We start from the raw sequence: 18,560 nt of genomic DNA, 5'->3' as shown, positions 1-18,560 counted from the left end.
CCCCGCCCCTCTCCGCCCCCCGGGGCGCTGCCCTTCATCCCGAGCCACCGGACCCAGGACTGACACCACCACCATGCTGCGTACTGCCCTGCGCAATGTCCTTGCGCACAAAGCCCGATTGATGATGACCGCGCTCGCGGTACTGCTCGGCGTCGCCTTCGTCGCCGGCACCCTCATCTTCAGCGACACCGTCGGCGAAGCCATCAGGAAGGCCTCCACCAAGAACCTCAAGGGGGTGGCCGTCTCCGTCCAGGCCGTCTCCGACGACAACGCCCCGCCGACCGGCAAGGACGGCAAGCGCACCACCCTCCTCGACGACAAGGTGGTGGACAAGATCCGTGCGCTGCCCGGCGTGCAGTCCGTGCGGCGCAATGTCGCCGGCACGGCGACCCTCGCCGGCCCGGACGGCATACCGATCGGCAACGGCTGGCAGAACATCGCCACCAACTTCCAGCCGGACAAGGACGGCTACGACGAGCGCTATCCGCTCATGGAGGGCCGCGGCCCGGTCGCCGCGAACGAGATCGCGCTGGACGAGGCCACCGCGAAGGCGGCAGGACACAAGGTCGGCGACTCGGTGCGGTTCGCCACCGACGGCCCGGTGCTGACGAAGAAGCTGGTCGGCATCGTCACGACCGAGGACCCGCAGGTGACCGCGGGCGGCAGCCTCGCACTCTTCGACACCGCCACCGCACAGAAGCTGTATCTGCACCCCGGCCAGTTCGACGAGCTGGTGGTGGGCGCCGCGCCCGGCGCCGATCAGCAGGCCCTGACCGCCAAGGTCCGCGAGGCGCTGCCCAAGGACCGCGCCGAGGCGACCAGCGGAACCGAACTCGCCGCCGAGCAGTCCCGGATGATCGCCGAGCAGAACAAGTCCCTGAGCCAGACGCTGCTGGTCTTCGCCGGGATCGCGCTGTTCGTCGGCATCTTCATCATCGCCAACACCTTCACCATGCTGATCTCCCAGCGCAGCCGGGAGATCGCCCTGCTCCGCGCGGTCGGCGCCTCCCGCCGGCAGGTCGTGCGCTCGGTTCTCGCGGAGGCGGGCCTGCTGGGCCTGGTCTCGTCCGTCATCGGGCTCGGGCTGGGCGCCGGGATCGCGGTGGGCCTGCGGGCTGTGCTCGACGCCAACGGCGCGGGCTTCCCGGACGGGCCGCTCATCGTCAGCCCGACTGCGGTGCTCTCCGCGCTCGGCGTCGGTGTCGTGGTGACCGTACTGGCCGCCTGGCTGCCGTCCCGCAAGGCGGCGAAGATCGCCCCGGTGGAGGCGCTCAACACCGTCGAGGCGCCGCCGGCCCTGCGCAGTCTGGTGATCCGCAACTCCCTCGGCGCGGTCGTCACCGGCCTCGGCGTCGCGGTCATGTTCTACGTCACCACGCTCAAGTCCGCCGACGACATGCCGATTGCGATGGCCGGCTCGCTCCTGACGCTGACCGGCGTCATCATCCTCGCGCCGCTGCTGTCCCGGCCCCTGGTCTCGCTGGCGGGCGTGGTCACCACCCGGCTCTTCGGCATCGGCGGCAAGCTGGCCAAGCAGAACGCGCTGCGCAACCCGCGCCGTACGGCGGCCACCGCTTCGGCTCTGATGATCGGCCTCACCCTGATCACCGGAATGACGGTGGTCGGCAACTCGGCTCAGCAGGCCATGGACAAGATGACGGCCAACGGGCTGAAGGCCGACTACAAGGTCGCGACCTCGACCTACATCGGTCTGGACGCCAAGCTGTCGCAGAAGGTGGCGGACCTCCCGGGCGTCGAGGCGATGGCTCCGCTGCGCAACTCGGGCATCGAGACCGGTGATTCCTATCTGAACCTGGTCGGCACCGACCTCGCGACGATCGGCAAGGTAGCCCGGCTGGACTTCACCAGCGGTTCGTTGGCGTCGGCCGGCGCCAACGGCATCGCGATCTCCCGGACCGCGGCCAAGGAGCACGGCTGGCAGACCGGTGACACCGTCGACGCGACCTTCGGGGACAAGAAGAAGGCCGAGCTGAAGATCGCCGGGATCTACACGGACAACCCGGTGGCCGGCGAGGCGATCGGCGCCACGGCCCTGGTGGACCCGCACATGACCGAGCTGAAGAACAACGAGCTGCTGGTGAAGGCCACTGACGGCCCGACGGAGGAGCTGGAGAAGCAGATCCGGCACGCCCTCGGCGACAGTCCGCTGCTGAAGGTCCAGGACCACGCCGACCTGCGCAAGGAGAACGCCGGGCAGATCGATACCGTGCTCTACATCGTCTACGGACTGCTGGGCATGGCCGTGATCATCGCGGTGGTGGGCGTCGTCAACACCCTTGCCATGTCGGTCTTCGAGCGGACCCGCGAGATCGGGATGCTGCGGGCGATCGGACTGGCCCGCAGCGGCATCAAGCAGATGGTCCGGCTGGAGTCGGTGGTCATCTCGCTGTTCGGCGCGGTCCTGGGCATCGGCGTGGGCGTCTTCCTGTCCTGGGCCGGCGGCAACCTGGTCAGCCAGGGACTCCCGACGTACGAACTGCTGCTGCCCTGGGGCCGGCTCGGGCTGTTCCTGCTGATCGCGCTGGTCGTGGGCGTGCTGGCCGCGCTCTGGCCGGCCCGCCGGGCGGCGCGGCTGAACGTGCTGGAAGCCATCGGCGCACAGTGACCGTCTGACCCGCACCCCCCACAAAGCGGCGCGCCTGTCCTCGGCCGAGGACAGGCGCGCCGCCGTTGGTGGTTCCGGGGGGCCGGGGCTCAGAAGACCGACTCGGCCTCGTCCATCCGCGAGCCGGGCACCGTCTTGAGCTCGGTGACGGCCTCGTGCAGCGGCACCATCGTGATGTCGGTGCCGCGCAGCGCGGTCATCCTGCCGAAGTCGCCGCGGTGCGCGGCCTCGACGGCGTGCCAGCCGAAGCGGGTGGCGAGCACCCGGTCGTACGCGGTGGGGGTACCGCCGCGCTGGACGTGGCCGAGGATGACCGGGCGGGCCTCCTTGCCGAGGCGCTTCTCCAGTTCGACGGCGAGGTGGTTGCCGATGCCGGTGAACCGCTCATGGCCGAACTGGTCGATTGCGCCCTTCTTGTAGTCCATGGTCTCCTCGGCCGGGTGGGCACCCTCGGCGACGCAGACGACCGCGAACTTCTTGCCCCGGGCGAACCGCTCCTCGACCATCTTGACCAGGTCGTTCACATCGAAGGGCCGCTCGGGCAGACAGATGCCGTGGGCGCCGCCGGCCATTCCGGACTCCAGCGCGATCCAGCCGGCGTGCCGTCCCATCACCTCGACGACCATGACCCGCTGGTGCGACTCCGCGGTGGTCTTGAGGCGGTCGATCGCCTCCGTCGCGACACCGACGGCGGTGTCGAAGCCGAAGGTGCGGTCGGTCGAGGAGATGTCGTTGTCGATGGTCTTGGGGACGCCGACGACCGGCATCCCGGCGTCCGCCAGCATCCGGGCGGCGGTGAGGGTGCCCTCGCCGCCGATCGGGATCAGGACGTCGATGCCGTAGTCCTTGGAGAGGTCCTTGGACTTCTCGCAGGCCTCACGGAGCCGGTTGCGCTCCAGCCGGGACGAGCCGAGGATGGTGCCGCCGCGGGCGAGGATGCCGCTGACCGCGTCGAGATCGAGCTTGCGGAAGCGTCCTTCGAGGAGGCCCTTGAAACCGTCCTCGAAACCGATGACCTCGTCGTCGTGTCCGGTGAGGGCGCGGTGGACAACAGACCGGATCACAGCATTCAGGCCAGGACAGTCGCCGCCTGCGGTGAGGACTCCGATACGCATCGTGCTGTGTCTCCTGTGCTCGCTGTTGGTTCGTGTGAGCCGGTCCGATTGTTTCACGGACGACCGGCCCTCCCCGCATACACAGACCCCACCCCTACTGTCCTCGCACGGACTCCGCAAGGGAAACTGGGAGAGCGGCTTAGCTAGACACGCAGGTATTGTCAAGAGGGGCACGCCCACAATAACGGCTGATTTTGACCTTGTGGCCATCGATTGGATCGGAGAGCACGCGTGACGCGCAGCGTGTACGTGACCGGCATCGACCGCGGCGACGGCCGCCAGGTCGTCGAGCTGGGGGTCATGGAGCTGCTGACCCGCCATGTCGACCGAGTGGGGGTCTTCCGCCCGCTGACCCACAGTGACGGGCCCGATCGGCTGTTCGACCTGCTGCGGTCCCGCTACCGGCTCACCCAGTCCCCCGACAGCGTGTACGGCCTCAGCTACGAGGAGGCCGCCGCCCTCCAGGCCGAACGCGGCATCGACGAGCTGGTCTCCCGGCTCGTCGAGCGCTTTCATGCCGTGGCCAGGGACTACGAATACGTCCTGGTCCTCGGCTCGGACTTCGCGGGCACCAACCTCCCGGCCGAGCTGAACCTCAACGCACGGCTCGCCAACGAATTCGGCGCCGCCGTGCTGGCCGTCGTCGGCGGTCAGGGCCAGGAGGCCGAGTCGGTACGCGCCGAGGCCCGCAACGCCTACGGCGCCTACCACTCGATGGGCTGCGACGTCGTGGCCATGGTCGTCAACCGGGTCGCCCCCGAGCACCGCGAGGCCGTCGTCGACCGGCTCGCCGCCCGGCTCCCGGTGCCCTGCTACGCGCTCCCCGAGGACGGCTCGCTCTCCGCGCCGACCGTCGGCCAGATCGTGCACACCCTCGGTGCCGAGGTGCTGCTCGGCGACGACTCGGGCCTCGCCAGGGACGCCCGGGACTTCGTGTTCGGCGGCGCCATGCTGCCGACCTTCCTCAAGGCGCTCACCCCCGGCGCCCTCGTGGTGACCCCCGGGGACCGGGCGGACCTGGTCATCGGCTCGCTCGCCGCGCACAGCGCCGGGGCCCCGCCGATCGCCGGTGTGCTGCTCACCCTCGACGAGCGGCCGGGACCCGACATCATGGCGCTGGCCGCCCGCCTCGCGCCCGGCACCCCGGTGGTCTCCGTACCCGGCGGCTCCTTCCCGACCGCGGGCGAGCTGTTCGCGATCGAGGGCAAGCTGAACGCCGCCTCGCCGCGCAAGGCGGAGACCGCGCTCGGCCTGTTCGAGCGGCATGTGGACACCGTGGAGCTGACGAACCGCATCTCCGTCGCCCGCTCCGGCCGGGTCACGCCGATGATGTTCGAGCACGAGCTGATCGAGCGCTCCCGCTCCGGCCGCCGGCGGGTCGTCCTCCCGGAGGGCAGCGAGGAGCGGGTGCTGCGGGCCGCCGATGTGCTGCTGCGCCGCGACGTCTGCGATCTGACGCTGCTGGGCGAGGAGGAGGCGATCCGCAAGCGCGCCGCCGACCTCGCCATCGACCTGGCGGGCGCCCAGATCATCGACCCGCAGACCTCCGAGCTGCGCGACCGGTTCGCCGAGCGCTACGCCGCGCTGCGCGCCCACAAGGGCGTCAGTGTCGAGCTGGCCTTCGACGTGGTCGCGGATGTCTCCTACTTCGGCACCCTGATGGTCCAGGAGGGCCTGGCCGACGGCATGGTCTCCGGCGCGGTGCACTCCACCGCCGCCACCATCCGGCCCGCCTTCGAGATCATCAAGACCAAGCCGGGCGCCCAGATCGTGTCCTCGGTGTTCTTCATGTGCCTGGCCGACCGCGTCCTGGTCTACGGCGACTGCGCGGTCAACCCGGACCCGAACGCCGAACAGCTGGCGGACATCGCCATCCAGTCGGCCACCACCGCCGCCCAGTTCGGCGTCGAGCCGCGGATCGCGATGCTCTCGTACTCCACCGGCACCTCCGGCTCCGGCGCGGACGTCGACAAGGTCCGCAAGGCCACCGAGATCGTCCGCGCGCAGCGCCCCGATCTGCTGGTCGAGGGCCCGATCCAGTACGACGCGGCGGTGGACGCGGCGGTCGCGCAGACCAAGCTCCCCGAGTCCGACGTGGCCGGCAAGGCGACCGTGCTGATCTTCCCGGACCTCAACACCGGCAACAACACGTACAAGGCCGTGCAGCGGTCGGCCGGTGCGGTCGCCGTCGGCCCGGTCCTCCAGGGTCTGCGCAAGCCGGTCAACGACCTCTCGCGCGGCGCCCTGGTCCAGGACATCGTCAACACCGTGGCCATCACCGCCATCCAGGCGCAGGGCGCCCAGCCCGGCGCCGGCCACACCGCCTGACCGGCCGCTCCCTCCCTCCCGTCCCCGCACCCCATCGGAAAGCGCTACATGACTGCCACCGCCACCCGCGTCCTCGTCCTCAATTCCGGCTCCTCGTCGGTCAAGTACCAGCTGATCGACATGAACGACGGCACCCGGCTCGCCGTCGGCCTGGTCGAGCGGATCGGCGAGCAGACCTCGCGCCTGGCCCACACCCCGCTGGCCGCCGGCGGCGACAAGCGGGAGACCGAGGGCGCGATCGCCGACCACGACGCCGCGCTGAAGGCCGTCGCCGCGGAGCTGGCCGCCGACGGGCTCGGCCTCGACTCCCCCCAGCTGGCCGCGATCGGGCACCGGGTGGTGCACGGCGGGCTGAAGTTCACCGAGCCGACCGTGATCGACGACGCGGTGCTCAAGGAGATCGAGCGGCTGGTGCCGGTCGCGCCGCTGCACAACCCGGCCAACATCACCGGCATCCGCACCGCCCAGGCGATGCGCCCCGACCTGCCGCAGGTCGCGGTCTTCGACACCGCCTTCCACGCCACGATGCCGGAGTACGCGGCCCGCTACGCCATCGACGTGGAGACCGCCGACGCCCACCGCATCCGCCGCTACGGCTTCCACGGCACCTCGCACGCCTATGTCTCCCGCAAGACCGCGGCGCTGCTGGGCAAGGACCCCTCCGAGGTCAATGTCATCGTGCTCCACCTGGGCAACGGCGCCTCCGCCTCGGCGGTGGCCGGCGGCCGCTGTGTGGACACCTCGATGGGGCTGACCCCGCTGGAGGGCCTGGTCATGGGCACCCGCTCCGGTGACATCGACCCGGCGGTCACCTTCCACCTCAAGCGGGTGGCGGGGATGTCGACGGACGAGATCGACGTCCTGCTCAACAAGAAGAGCGGTCTGATCGGGCTCTGCGGCGACAACGACATGCGGGAGATCCGGCGCCGGATCGACGAGGGGGACGAGCGCGCCCGGCTCGCCTTCGACATCTACATCCACCGGCTGAAGAAGTACATCGGCGCCTACAGCGCGGTGCTCGGCCGGGTCGACGCGGTGGCGTTCACCGCGGGCGTCGGGGAGAACGCCGCCCCGGTGCGGGAGGCCGCCGTCGCGGGCCTGGAGGAGATGGGCATGGCCGTGGACGCCTCGCTCAACGCCGTGCGGTCCGACGAGCCCCGGCTGATCTCGCCGGAGTACGCCCGGGTCGCGGTCGCCGTCGTGCCGACGGACGAGGAGCTGGAGATCGCTCAGCAGACATACGCCCTGGTCAACGCCTAGGACTCGGTGTTTCCGCCTACCGAAATATTCCGCTCCGAAACAAACCGATAGGATTCCGCCATGCGCCGTTCCAAAATCGTCTGCACCCTGGGCCCCGCCGTCGACTCCTACGACCAGCTGAAGACGCTGATCGAGGCCGGCATGAACGTGGCCCGATTCAACATGAGCCACGGGACCCAGCCGGAGCACGAGGAGCGGTATCACCGCCTCCGAAAGGCCTCCGAGGAGACCGGCCGCGCCGTCGGCGTGCTGGCCGACCTCCAGGGCCCCAAGATCCGCCTGGAGACCTTCGCCAACGGCCCCGTGGAGCTGGTGCGTGGCGACGAGTTCGTCATCACCACCGAGGACGTCCCCGGTGACAAGACCATCTGCGGGACGACCTACAAGGGCCTGCCCGGGGACGTGTCCAAGGGCGACCCGATCCTGATCAACGACGGCAATGTCGCGCTCCAGGTCGTCGAGATCGACGGCTCGCGGGTGCACACCATCGTCATCGAGGGCGGGGTCATCTCCGACCACAAGGGCATCAACCTGCCGGGCGCCGCGGTGAACGTCCCCGCACTGTCCGAGAAGGACATCGAGGACCTCAAGTTCGCCCTGAAGCTGGGCTGCGACATGGTCGCGCTGTCCTTCGTGCGGGACGCCAAGGACGTCCAGGACGTGCACCGCGTCATGGACCAGGTCGGCCGCCGGGTCCCGGTCATCGCCAAGGTCGAGAAGCCGCAGGCGGTCGCCAACATGCAGGAGGTCGTGATGGCCTTCGACGCCGTCATGGTCGCCCGTGGTGACCTGGCGGTGGAGTACCCGCTGGAGAAGGTCCCGATGGTGCAGAAGCGCCTGGTGGAGCTGTGCCGCAGGAACGCCAAGCCGGTGATCGTCGCGACCCAGATGATGGAGTCGATGATCACCAACTCCCGGCCGACCCGCGCCGAGGCGTCCGATGTCGCCAACGCCATCCTCGACGGCGCCGACGCGGTCATGCTCTCCGCCGAGTCGTCCGTCGGCGCCTACCCGATCGAGACCGTCAAGACGATGTCGAAGATCGTCGAGGCGGCCGAGGAGGAGCTGCTCTCCAAGGGCCTCCAGCCGCTGGTGCCCGGCAAGAAGCCGCGCACACAGGGCGGTTCGGTGGCCCGCGCGGCGTGCGAGATGGCGGACTTCCTGGACGGCAAGGCGCTGATCGCCTTCACCAAGTCCGGTGACACCGCCCGCCGCCTGTCCCGCTACCGCGCGGCCCAGCCCATCCTGGCCTTCACCACCGAGGCGTCCACCCGCAACCAGCTCACGCTGAGCTGGGGCGTCGACGCCTTCGTCGTGCCGCACGTCGACAACACCGACGCGATGGTCGACCTGGTCGACGCCGAGCTGCTCAAGCTCAAGCGCTACAGCAAGGGCGACACCATGCTCATCACCGCCGGTTCGCCCCCCGGCGTCCCCGGCACCACCAACATGGTGCGCGTGCACCACCTCGGCGGCGAGCAGGCCTGACGCCCCGGGCACACGAAACGGCGGTGGGCCGCCCCCGGCAAGGGGGCGGCCCACCGCCGTTTTCTGCGGCTCCCGGACGGCTTTGTGGTCCTCGGCCCGCGGCCGTGGCCCTCAGTCCGTGATCGACTGGTGCAGACCCGGGATGTGGAGATTGCCGCCGAACTGGCCCGCCTGGTCGATCTTCACCTTGGTGAAGTACGCGAACGGGACGTTGATCGGCGGCGGGTGCTCGGGGTCGAAGACGATCGGGATCAGGCCGAAGAGGTTGCCCTGAAGCCGCTCGGTGTACATCGTCACCTTGCCGCCACGGATCGTGGACGTCGATCCCGGTGCGCCCTGGACGTGGTAGCGCTTCTTGGACGTCGGGTCGTCGACGATCTGGTGCAGATCGCCGATGTCGACGCTGTCCGCCGTGAACTTCAGGGCCTGCTTGGTGTGGCCGTTCTGCGTCTGGACATTGACGACGCCCTCGTAGTTCAGGCCGCGCAGGGTGAGCGCGCTGGACTCCAGGTGCCAGGGGTCGTCGGGCAGGGTGGCGGGGGTCTGCTCGCCCTTGCCCTTCTGCTTGTTCTCGACGACGCAGGGGAACGCCTTCTTGCCGCTGGCGTCCTTGCCGTCGACGCCGCCGCCGGGCAGGGCGTTGTCCGCCGCGCCCACCGCGCCGTGGACGGTGTCGTTGACCGTCTTCGACCCGTTCTTGACGGCGTCACCGGCCTTGCCGGCGCCGTCCTTGAGGCCGTCGACCGTGTCCTGGACCGGCTTGGTGACCTTGTCGGTGGCGGAACCGGAGTCCTTGGACGCGGACGGCGAGGGGCTCGGCGAAGCCGGCTCGGACGCCGAGGGGCTCGGCGAATCCGCCGGCTCCTCGGACTTGTCGCCGCCGAGGAGACCGCCGAGCGCGTCACCGATGCCGCCCAGCAGACCGCCGTCGTCCTTCTTCTCCTCGGAGGCCGACGGCGACGGGGTCGCGGAGCCCGAAGGCTCATCGGTCTTCGCGGAGCCGGACGGCGTGGACTCGGGCGCCTTGTCGGCGTCCTTGCCGGCCGAGGGCGAGGGCGAGGCGGAAGGCCCGGCGGACGGCTCTGCGCCGTCCTTGCCCTGCGCATCGTCCTTCTGGTCCTTCGCACCGTCCTTGGACTTGGCGTCCTTCTCGTCCACCTTGTCCGGAGCGGTGACGCACGGGCCGTCCTTGAAGGGGCTCTTGGGCGCCGGCTTGGCTATCGCCATCTGGGGCGTCAGCCCCATGCCCATGAGCACGGCGGACGGCATGGCGGCGATGGCTATCGCCTTGCCCGCGGGCACGTGGAGCCGAGTCAGCAGCGGCTTCCTCGGTGCCGCGTGCCTCGGCCCGGTTCTCGCCCCGGCAGCTGCGCTCTCGTGCAGCTCGTCACCCGGCACGGTGCCTCCCGTTCGTTCCGTTGGTCGGGCTCGTTCCTGACAGGTCGTCCAGTCCATTGCCCAACCCGGGACCGGCAGCCGGCGCGGGGTGCGTGGCGACCACCGGTCCGGCGACCGTGGTGCGGCCCGCCTCGTCGGCGTCGTCCCCGCTCCGGCCGGCCTTGCCCGGCGCCCAGGAGACTCCCAGCGCACCGCCGATCAGCCCCAGGAGGAAGCCGATCAGGAAGGCGCCGAAGTTCGAGACGACCAGGGAGACCAGAGAGAGCAGAATCGCCGCCACGCCCGCGAAGACGCGCGAGGCGGGCTGGAACCACATGGTCAGACCGAGCACGACCAGCAGTACGCCGATGATCAGCGAGCCGGCGCCGGCGGTGGTCGCCATGCGGACGGTCAGGGAACCGATCGTGAGATTCGCGTAAGGGATGTACATGATCGGGATGCCGGCCAGCAGAGTCAGCATGCCGCCCCAGAACGGGCGGTATCCGCGCCACTCCCGGAACGAAAGCCGCTTGCGGCCGATGGTCTCGATCAGCCGTGGTCGCGTGTCGGCGCTCATGTCGTACAGCTCCTCGGGACTGGCAAATCGGTGGTTCTGTGCTGGGTGTCCTACTAGGCGCTACCCGGCGTACGGGCACGGGGAACGGCGATGGCCGTACAGCTCGCCCCGCGCCCGCACGCTCAGTGCGTCAGTAGCACTCGCTCTTGCCCTTGGCGACGCTCATCTTCAGGCCGCTGAGCTTGAACGTTCCGGCCGTCGTGGCCCATGCCTGCTGCCTGACGTGGGTCAGCGTGGCCGAGTCGGCCTGCTGGGCGAACGAGCCCGGGTCGGCCTTGTCGCCCTTGTGCATGCCCGGGCCCTTGGTCGTCGAGCCCGCAGCAACACCGATGTCGATGTTGTTGAAGGTCGCGTCCGCGGACAGCTCGTCGAGGTCGATGTAGAGGTTCTTCGCCTCGACAGGCGTGTCACCGCCACCGGCCGACAGCTTCATCGACACATCGCCGAAGACCGGGACCGGCACGACTACCGACTGGCACAGGTTCTTGATCTTGGCGTTCGAGAACCCCGAGACCGCCACCGGGACCTGCTTGCCGCCCTTCTGGGCGTCAATGGCTCCGTACTGAACAAATCCGGTGCCGTCCAGCCGGTCTGTAGCGACCTTGAACTGCTGGCCGGACACGCTGAACGACGCCGCGAGCGCACCCTGCGAGAGGGCAACACCGATCGCGGCCGTAGCCGCGACGCTCGGCACCATGACGACGGCGAACCGCTTCCATCTGGTCCCGCCACGAGCCAGGGACTCCATGACTTTCCTCCTTCTCGGACGTACATCTCCGGTACGGGCCGCCTCACTTGGGAAGCCGTACCTGGGATGGGAGAAGCGCTACGTCCTCGGGAAGGAGAGCGCCTGTCTCGGAGGCACATCGTGTTCCGAATACCGGCGATCACCCCCGAGCGACAACCACTGGCCACGCTCTCGCGCAACCTCACTGGACAGGCCCTGCCGGGTGGGGCAGAGACCCCCCTGTCCAAGACCGGCGACACTGCCGCCGGCCACTCGGTGGGGACCCAAATACCCCGCGGTGCCGACCGGATGCCGGACTGCGGGAATGGACCGAGCGTGGCCGATCGTGGTCCATTCGCGGCCGCCGCACAAGGGGCTCGTTACTTGCGGGTAACGACCCGATAACCACGCCACGACCCACCGAAATCAACCGGACACATACGGTCGCCACTAACGGTGAGGGGACATTGGGCAATTGCGGACACAGTGCCGCAAGGAGGTCGCCCAGGCTTACTTGAAGTAACAGCGGCCACGATTACCAAGTTTTGGTAAAACGTGGCCGCTGTGTCGTTTGTTCGGTCAACGCGCGGAGGGCGTACTGGTCAGAAGCGGGCGACTGCGAAGACAGCGGGTCAGAACAGCACCCGGGCAAGGGCGGTACGCCCCGCCGTCACCCGCGGATCTTCCGCGCCGATGACCTCGAACAGCTCCAGCAGCCGCCGTCGCGCTGCCTCCCGGTCGTCACCCGCCGACCGCTTCACCGCGTCGACCAGCCGGCCGAACGCGTCCTCGACGTGCCCGCCGACCAGATCGAGGTCCGCGGCCCGGATCTGCGCCTGCACATCGGCCGGGTTCTCCGCGGCCTCCTTGCGCACCGCCTGCGGATCCAGGTCCTGCACGCGATGCAGGAGTTCGGCCTGAGCCAGACCGAGCTTGGCCTCCGGGTTGGCCGGATCGTCGTTGAGCACGTTCTTGTAGGCCTGGACGGCACCGCCCAGATCGCCGGAGTCCAGCGCCTGGTTCGCGGCCTCCAGCAGGGCGTCGTAGGGACCGGCCGGCTCCGGGGCCTCGGCCTCCTGGGCCGGCTCGCCCTCGGCCTGCGGGTCGACGGGCGCTCCCACGATGCCGAACTGCTGCTCGGCGGCCTGCACCAGCTGGTCGAGCACCTGGCGGATCTGCGACTCGGGGGCCGCACCCTGGAACAGCGGGATCGGCTGGCCCGCGACGACCGCGAAGACCGCCGGGATGCCCTGCACCCCGAACTGCTGGAACAGCATCTGGTTGGCATCGACGTCGATCTTGGCCAGCACGAACTTGCCGGCGTACTCCCCCACGAGGCGCTCCAGCAGCGGACCCAGCTGCTTGCACGGCTCGCACCACTCGGCCCAGAAGTCGATGACGACCGGGACCTCGGTCGAGCGCTGCAGGACGTCCTGCTGGAACCCCGCCTCATCGACATCGAACACCAGGCGGGCACCGCTCGCGGGCGCCTGGCCCGTACGGGCGGCCTCGGCACGTGCCTGCTCCGCCTTCTGCTTCGCTTCCCCCGCCGCCTTCACCGCTGCGAGGTCGACGACTCCACTCATGGACATATTGCGTGGCTGCATGGGTCCATCCTCCCCCCTGGGCGGGCCGTTCCGGAAAGCGATCCGGAAAGCGCTGCGGTCTGCGATGCGATCGGTGCTGCGGCCTGCGGTGCAAAGCGCCGGTCCGGTGCCGCCGCCGGGCCTTCTGCCGGGCACCGCATCCCGTCCGCACGCCCCGCCGGAATGCCGGCGTACGTCCGGGACCGCTGCCCGATTCCGGCCCCGAGGAGGGCCGGAGTGCGGTCCCGAGGAGGACCGTCGTGCGCGGCCATGGGTCCCCACCCACGGCCAGTGGCTGTCGCTCTTACGCTACGACCCGTAGCGTAACTCGCCGTCGCCCCCGAGCAACAACCGGTTCCGGCCCCGTGGAGAGTGATCTGCCTCACGGGCGGCGTGGCCCGTACTCGCCGGTATGGTCGCCCGCATGCACCACTCAGCCAGCCCCCGGAAAGGCCGCACGGGCCGACCGCGCAGCGCCGAGACCGATCTTGCGATCCTCCACGCGACCCGTGCCGCGCTGGTCGATCTGGGCTGGGGGCGGCTCACCATGAGTGATGTGGCGGCCCGGGCCGGGGTCGCCAAGACCACGCTCTACCGCCGCTGGGCCAACAAGAACGAGCTCGTCGTGGACGCCGTGGCGGTCCTTTTCGACGAGCTCGAACTCCCCGACCGGGGCTGTCTGAAATCCGACATCGAGGGAGTGGTGCTCCAGTTCGGCGCGCTGCTCGCCCGGCCGGAGACCAAGACGGCGCTGATGGCCGTGGTGGCCGAGTCCACCACCGACGAGGCGCTGCGCGAACGGATCCGCTCGGCGATCGTCGACCGCCAGAAGCGGCTGGTCCTGCTCGGCCGCTCGCGCGCCCAGGCCCGTGGCGAGCTGCCCCCGGACACCCCCGGTGAGGAGGGCGAGCAGGCGGCCGCCCGCAACATGGACCTGATCTTCGATGTGATCGCCGGGGCGATCGTGCACCGCACCCTGGTCAGCGGTGAACCCGTGGACGCCGCGTGGGGGCGCGACTTCACGGCGCTCTTCCTCACCGGGCTGTCCGGTCTGGGCGACCAGCGCTGAGACCGGGCGCCGGGGCCCGGCCGTGGCGCGGCACCGAGGTGCCGCGCCACGCTCCGGTCAGACCTGGTAGCGGTCCGCGGCGAACAGCCGCAGGTTCTCGGCCACCCACTCCGATGTCCGCTTCAGTCCCTCCTCCAAGGAGACCTCCGGCCGCCACGAAGCCCACTCGCGGGCCCGGGAGTTGTCCGACAGGAGCCGCTCGACCTCGCTGCCGGCGGGCCGCAGCCGTTCGGTGTCCACCACCACCTCGGCCTCGCGGCCCGAGGCCGCTATCAGCGCCTCGGCGAGTGCCCCGATGGAGATCTCCCGCCCGGTGCCGAGGTTGACGACCTCGCCCAGCGCCCGGTCGCAGTCGGCCAGCGCCAGGAACCCGGCCGCGGTGTCGGTGACATAGGTGAAGTCGCGGGTCGGGGTGAGCGAGCCGAGCTTGATCTGCCGGGCACCCGAGTGGAGTTGGGCGAGGATCGTGGGGATCACGGCGCGCGCCGACTGCCGCGGCCCGTAGGTGTTGAACGGCCGCACCACGGTCACCGGCAGCCCGAAGGCGTGCCGGTGCGACAGCGCCATCATGTCCGCGCCGATCTTCGAGGCGGAGTACGGAGACTGCGGCTGAAGCGGGTGGTCCTCACCGATCGGCGCGGTCAGCGCGGTCCCGTAGACCTCACTGGTGGACGTGTGCACCAGCCGCCGCACCGCATGCCGCCGGCAGGCCTCCGCGACGTTCTCCGTCCCGACGACGTTCGTCTGCACATAGGCGCCCGGTGAGTCGTAGCTGTACGGAATCCCGATCAGCGCGGCCAGATGGAAGACGGTGTCGCAGCCCGCGACCGCGTCCATCACCCGGCCCGCGTCCCGCACATCGCCCGCGACCATCTCGACGGGGCCGCCCGGCACGAGATAGCGCGCCAGATTTCCCTTTTCGGCGTACGGCTTGTAATGGACGAACGCGCGCACCTCGGCGCCGGCCTCCACGAGCATGTCGACCAGGGCCGAGCCGATGAACCCCTCGGCTCCGGTCACCAGGACCTTACGGCCCGTCCACTGCTGGGTGTTGCTGCTCATGCTGACTCCTTCATCGTGAGGTGGTGGGGGGCAAGGGGGTGACCGGCCAGCGCCAGCGCCTTGGCGGCCAGCAGGTCGGCGGCCCGCGCATGGGTGCCGGGGTCGGCGGCCGCGCCCATCGCGGCGAGCCGGTCAGGGTCGTCGAGAAGCGGGGTGACCAGCTCGTCCAGCCGCTCCGCCGAGGTCTGCGGATCGGGCAGCAGCAGCGCCGCCCCCGCGTCGGACAGCACTCGCGCGTTGTGGGTCTGGTGGTCACCCGGCGCATGCGGATACGGCACGAGAACGGCCGGCATCCCGATCGTGGCCAGCTCCGCGACGGTCGCCGAACCGGCCCGGCACACCACGAGATCGGCGGCGGCATACGCCAGATCCATCCGGTCCACGTACGGCACGGCCTCGGCGACCGCGTCCCCGCCGTTCGCCGCCAGGAGGGCCCGGGTCTCCTCCAGGGCCGCGGGCCCGGTCTTGATCAGCAGCCGGAGGTCCGTACGCCCCCGGTAGCGGCCGGCCAGGCCCACCGCCGCCTCGGTCAGCCGGGCCGCTCCGAGGCTGCCGCCGTTGACCAGCAGCAGCCGCGCCCCGTCCGGAACGCCCAGGGCCCGGCGGGCAGTGGGCCGCAGGCGCTCCCGGTTCAGCTCGGCCAGCGGACCGACCAGCGGCATCCCCACCGTCTCGGCCCGCTCGCCGCCGGCCAGGTGCTCCCGGCTGCGGTCGAAGGCGAGGGCGATGTGCGGGGTGAGCCGGGCCGCGAACTGGTTGGCCCGGCCGGGCACCGCGTTGGACTCATGGATCAGGCTCGGCAGCCCGGCCAGCCGGGCCCCGACGATCACCGGGGCGCTCGGATAGCCGCCCATACCGACCGCGACCTGGGCTTTCTGTTCCTTGAGGATCGCCCGGCACTGGGCACCCGAGCGAAGCAGGGCGGCCGGCAGCAGATAGCGTCGGGCGCCTAGCGAGGGGTCGAAGGGGATCATGTCGACGGTGTGCAGCCGGTATCCGGCCTTCGGGATCAGCCGCGTCTCCAGGCCGCGTTCGGTCCCGACGAAGGAGATCACCGCATCGGGCACGGCCCGGCGGAGCGCGTCGGCGAGGGCGAGTCCCGGATAGATGTGGCCGCCGGTGCCGCCTGCACCGATCACGACGGAGAGTGGTGTGCGCATGGCCGCCACGCTCGCGATACGCCCTAAGAGGCTTCTAAGAGAGGTGTTTGGCAGCCTATGTCCATGCCGCCCACGCCCGGGAACACCCCGGCCCCCAAGATCCTCGTCGTCGACGACGAACCGGAGGTGCGCGCCGCCGTGGAGGACGGCCTCGCCGTGGAGGGCTATACGGTACGCGGCGCCGCCGACGGCCTGGCCGCCCTCTCGGAGGTCGCCGGCTGGCAGCCGGACGCCCTCGTCCTGGACGTGATGATGCCCGTCCTGGACGGTCTGGCCGTCTGCCGACGGCTGCGCGCGCTGGACGACCGCACCCCGATCCTCGTCCTGACCGCGCTGGACTCGGTCAGCGAACGGGTCGACGGGCTCGACGCCGGCGCCGATGACTACCTCGTCAAACCGTTCGCCCTGGACGAGCTGGTGGCCCGCGTCCGGGCCCTGCTGCGCCGGGCCTCGACCGGCGCCGTCGACGACAGCCGGCTCTCCTTCGGCGATCTGGTCGTCGACCCCCTGACCCGCAGCGGCCACCGGGCGGGCCGGCCCCTGGAGTTCAGCCGCACCGAATGGGCGCTGCTGGAACTGCTGCTACAGCACCCCGGACAGGTGCTGCCGCGCGAAGTCATCCTGGAGCGCGTCTGGGGCCGCGACTTCGGCCCGGACTCCAACTCCCTGGCCGTGTACATCGGTTATCTGCGCCGCAAACTGGAGGCGGGCGGCGAGCCCCGCCTCGTCCACACCGTGCACGGTGTGGGCTACCGCCTGGACCACGCGGACGGCGTATGACCGGCACCCGCGGCCTCGGGGCCCGCTGGCGACGCCGCCGCCCGCTCCGCACCCGGCTGGCGCTGGCCGCCTCCGCCGCGGTGGCGCTGGTGGCGGTCGGCATCTGCGCCGCCGCCTTCGCCATCATCCAACACCAGATGACCCGTCAGCTGGAACTGAACCTGAACCAGACGGCCACGCAGGCCATCCATCAGCGCCACGACTGGGGCCCGACGCCGAGTGACACCCTCTGCCGGTACCCGGCCTCGCCCTGTATCCAGATCGTGCCGTCCGACCCTGCCAAGGACCCGCGCGAGCGGTATGTGCTGCCCGTCTCCGACGCCACCCGGCAGGTCGCCGACGGGCGGCGCGCGCCGTTTTACAGCAAGCTGACGGTGGCCGGGCAGCCGGTCCGGATGGTCACCATGCGCCTGGGGACCAAGGACGAGGCGGTGCAGGTCGCCCAGCGCTCCGACACCGTCGACCGGGGCGTACAACAGGCCGCCTGGGCGCTGTCCGCGGCCGGCGCCGCCGGCGTCCTGCTGGCCGCCGCCCTCGGCTACTGGGTGTCCCGTACGGGGCTGGCCCCGGTCGCCCGGCTCACCGCCACCGCGGAACGCATCGCCGCCACCCGCGACGCCGGCCATCGCATCGAACTCCCCGGCGGCCCAACCGCCCGGGAGGACGAGATCACCCGCCTCGCCACCAGCTTCAACACCATGCTCGGCGAGCTGGAACAGTCCGTCACCGCGCAGCGCCGCCTGGTCGCCGACGCCTCCCACGAACTGCGCACCCCGCTGACGGCGCTGCGCACCAACGCCGAACTCCTGGCCCGCGCCGACCGCCTGACCGACGCCCAGCGCGATCGCGCCTCGGCCGCGCTGGGCCGTCAGCTGCGCGCGGTCACCACCCTCGTCAACGACCTGATCGAACTGGCCCGCGACGAGGAGCCGCAGCCCCTGGTGGAGCAGGTGCGCCCGGCGGCCCTCCTGGAGCACGCGGTTAGCGCGGCCCGCGAACACTGGCCGGAGATCACCTTCACCACCGCCCTCGCCCCCTCCGCGGCCGGCCTCACAATCCCCGGCGTGCCGCCCCGCCTGTCCCGGCTGCTGTCCAACCTCCTCGACAACGCCGCGAAGTTCTCCCCGCCGGGCGGCCCGGTCGAGGCCGAACTCACCTTTGCCTCGGGAGAGTTGGAGCTGACGATCCGCGACCATGGCCCCGGCATCGCGGCGGACGACCTCCCCCATGTCTTCGACCGCTTCTACCGCGCCAAGACGGCCCGCGCCCTGCCCGGCTCGGGCCTGGGCCTGGCCATGGCCCGCCAGATCGCCCGCGCCCACGGCGCCGAACTCACCGCCGAACAGGCGCCGGGGGGCGGGGCGATGTTCCGGTTGCGGGTGCCGGTCGCGGCGGCGTAGGCCCG

14 protein-coding genes are annotated in these 18,560 nt (G+C 70.7%); 7 read left to right on the top strand and 7 right to left on the bottom strand.

What is annotated here, in order from left to right:
* Nucleotides 1-73: 73 nt before the first annotated feature.
* Nucleotides 74-2,626, top strand: coding sequence for an ABC transporter permease (locus tag IF67_RS0103675; protein ID WP_030982039.1), 2,553 nt, complete (start codon nucleotides 74-76; stop codon nucleotides 2,624-2,626).
* Nucleotides 2,627-2,715: 89 nt separating this feature from the next.
* Here IF67_RS0103675 and IF67_RS0103670 read toward each other — a convergent pair whose 3' ends face one another.
* Complete coding sequence (locus IF67_RS0103670; RefSeq protein ID WP_030982031.1) at nucleotides 2,716-3,741, bottom strand: ATP-dependent 6-phosphofructokinase; 1,026 nt, start codon at nucleotides 3,739-3,741, stop codon at nucleotides 2,716-2,718.
* 231 nt (nucleotides 3,742-3,972) lie between these two features.
* On the opposite strand from IF67_RS0103670, the gene pta reads away from it, so the two are divergent.
* Genes pta through pyk form a run of 3 tightly spaced genes read left to right on the top strand, consistent with a single transcriptional unit; the run spans nucleotide 3,973 to nucleotide 8,817 of the window.
* The gene (gene pta, locus IF67_RS0103665; RefSeq protein ID WP_030982029.1) at nucleotides 3,973-6,069 is read left to right on the top strand and encodes a phosphate acetyltransferase; all 2,097 of its coding nucleotides are present in this window, start codon (nucleotides 3,973-3,975) and stop codon (nucleotides 6,067-6,069) included.
* Nucleotides 6,070-6,117: 48 nt separating this feature from the next.
* Nucleotides 6,118-7,329, top strand: coding sequence for an acetate kinase (locus tag IF67_RS0103660; protein WP_030982027.1), 1,212 nt, complete (start codon nucleotides 6,118-6,120; stop codon nucleotides 7,327-7,329).
* A 60-nt stretch (nucleotides 7,330-7,389) separates the two neighbouring features.
* A complete protein-coding gene (gene pyk / locus IF67_RS0103655; RefSeq protein ID WP_030982025.1) occupies nucleotides 7,390-8,817 on the top strand; it encodes a pyruvate kinase in 1,428 nt (475 codons plus the stop codon).
* Nucleotides 8,818-8,928: 111 nt separating this feature from the next.
* On the opposite strand, the gene IF67_RS0103650 is transcribed toward pyk, so the two are convergent.
* The 4 genes from IF67_RS0103650 to IF67_RS0103635 all read right to left on the bottom strand — a co-directional run bounded on the left by IF67_RS0103650 (nucleotide 8,929) and on the right by IF67_RS0103635 (nucleotide 13,105).
* Nucleotides 8,929-10,119 carry a hypothetical protein gene (locus IF67_RS0103650; RefSeq protein WP_420708593.1) on the bottom strand — a complete coding sequence of 397 codons (1,191 nt, stop codon included), beginning with the start codon at nucleotides 10,117-10,119 and terminating at the stop codon, nucleotides 8,929-8,931.
* Between the two features lie 85 nt (nucleotides 10,120-10,204).
* A complete protein-coding gene (locus IF67_RS0103645) occupies nucleotides 10,205-10,771 on the bottom strand; it encodes a DUF6114 domain-containing protein (protein ID WP_030080177.1) in 567 nt (188 codons plus the stop codon).
* A 130-nt stretch (nucleotides 10,772-10,901) separates the two neighbouring features.
* Nucleotides 10,902-11,519 (bottom strand): DUF6230 family protein, encoded by a 618-nt coding sequence (locus tag IF67_RS0103640; RefSeq protein ID WP_030982021.1) that lies wholly within the window; start codon nucleotides 11,517-11,519, stop codon nucleotides 10,902-10,904.
* A gap of 611 nt (nucleotides 11,520-12,130) precedes the next feature.
* Nucleotides 12,131-13,105, bottom strand: coding sequence for a tetratricopeptide repeat protein (locus IF67_RS0103635; protein WP_030982018.1), 975 nt, complete (start codon nucleotides 13,103-13,105; stop codon nucleotides 12,131-12,133).
* Nucleotides 13,106-13,496: 391 nt separating this feature from the next.
* Here IF67_RS0103635 and IF67_RS0103630 point away from each other — a divergent pair, with 391 nt between their 5' ends.
* On the top strand, nucleotides 13,497-14,153 hold the full coding sequence (locus IF67_RS0103630) for a TetR/AcrR family transcriptional regulator (RefSeq protein ID WP_030982016.1): 657 nt from the start codon (nucleotides 13,497-13,499) through the stop codon (nucleotides 14,151-14,153).
* Between the two features lie 57 nt (nucleotides 14,154-14,210).
* On the opposite strand, the gene IF67_RS0103625 is transcribed toward IF67_RS0103630, so the two are convergent.
* Both IF67_RS0103625 and IF67_RS0103620 read right to left on the bottom strand, forming a co-directional pair.
* Complete coding sequence (locus tag IF67_RS0103625) at nucleotides 14,211-15,215, bottom strand: SDR family NAD(P)-dependent oxidoreductase (RefSeq protein WP_030982014.1); 1,005 nt, start codon at nucleotides 15,213-15,215, stop codon at nucleotides 14,211-14,213.
* Complete coding sequence (locus IF67_RS0103620) at nucleotides 15,212-16,375, bottom strand: UDP-N-acetylglucosamine--N-acetylmuramyl-(pentapeptide) pyrophosphoryl-undecaprenol N-acetylglucosamine transferase (protein WP_037838645.1); 1,164 nt, start codon at nucleotides 16,373-16,375, stop codon at nucleotides 15,212-15,214. Before IF67_RS0103620 ends, IF67_RS0103625 begins: the two co-directional genes overlap by 4 nt.
* Nucleotides 16,376-16,432: 57 nt before the next feature.
* Between IF67_RS0103620 and IF67_RS0103615 the strand changes: the two genes are divergently transcribed.
* Together IF67_RS0103615 and IF67_RS0103610 are read left to right on the top strand one after the other, a co-directional pair.
* Nucleotides 16,433-17,155, top strand: a complete 723-nt coding sequence (locus IF67_RS0103615) for a response regulator transcription factor (RefSeq protein WP_030982011.1) — start codon at nucleotides 16,433-16,435, stop codon at nucleotides 17,153-17,155.
* Nucleotides 17,152-18,555 (top strand): HAMP domain-containing sensor histidine kinase, encoded by a 1,404-nt coding sequence (locus IF67_RS0103610; protein WP_030982009.1) that lies wholly within the window; start codon nucleotides 17,152-17,154, stop codon nucleotides 18,553-18,555. The genes IF67_RS0103615 and IF67_RS0103610 overlap by 4 nt, the downstream gene beginning before the upstream one ends.
* Nucleotides 18,556-18,560: the final 5 nt, after the last annotated feature.

This window comes from Streptomyces sp. NRRL S-1813 (assembly GCF_000719605.1).
Classification (GTDB): domain Bacteria; phylum Actinomycetota; class Actinomycetes; order Streptomycetales; family Streptomycetaceae; genus Streptomyces; species Streptomyces decoyicus.
This window is presented reverse-complemented; position numbering and strand designations above follow the sequence as displayed.

Coding starts and splice junctions, on each gene's coding strand:
- IF67_RS0103675 (WP_030982039.1), top strand. CDS start 74: ATGCTGCGTACTGCCCTGCGCAATGTCCTTGCGCACAAAGCCCGATTG.
- IF67_RS0103670 (WP_030982031.1), bottom strand. CDS start 3,741: ATGCGTATCGGAGTCCTCACCGCAGGCGGCGACTGTCCTGGCCTGAAT.
- IF67_RS0103660 (WP_030982027.1), top strand. CDS start 6,118: ATGACTGCCACCGCCACCCGCGTCCTCGTCCTCAATTCCGGCTCCTCG.
- pyk (WP_030982025.1), top strand. CDS start 7,390: ATGCGCCGTTCCAAAATCGTCTGCACCCTGGGCCCCGCCGTCGACTCC.
- IF67_RS0103645 (WP_030080177.1), bottom strand. CDS start 10,771: ATGAGCGCCGACACGCGACCACGGCTGATCGAGACCATCGGCCGCAAG.
- IF67_RS0103640 (WP_030982021.1), bottom strand. CDS start 11,519: ATGGAGTCCCTGGCTCGTGGCGGGACCAGATGGAAGCGGTTCGCCGTC.
- IF67_RS0103635 (WP_030982018.1), bottom strand. CDS start 13,105: ATGCAGCCACGCAATATGTCCATGAGTGGAGTCGTCGACCTCGCAGCG.
- IF67_RS0103630 (WP_030982016.1), top strand. CDS start 13,497: ATGGTCGCCCGCATGCACCACTCAGCCAGCCCCCGGAAAGGCCGCACG.
- IF67_RS0103625 (WP_030982014.1), bottom strand. CDS start 15,215: ATGAGCAGCAACACCCAGCAGTGGACGGGCCGTAAGGTCCTGGTGACC.
- IF67_RS0103620 (WP_037838645.1), bottom strand. CDS start 16,375: ATGCGCACACCACTCTCCGTCGTGATCGGTGCAGGCGGCACCGGCGGC.
- IF67_RS0103615 (WP_030982011.1), top strand. CDS start 16,433: ATGTCCATGCCGCCCACGCCCGGGAACACCCCGGCCCCCAAGATCCTC.
- IF67_RS0103610 (WP_030982009.1), top strand. CDS start 17,152: ATGACCGGCACCCGCGGCCTCGGGGCCCGCTGGCGACGCCGCCGCCCG.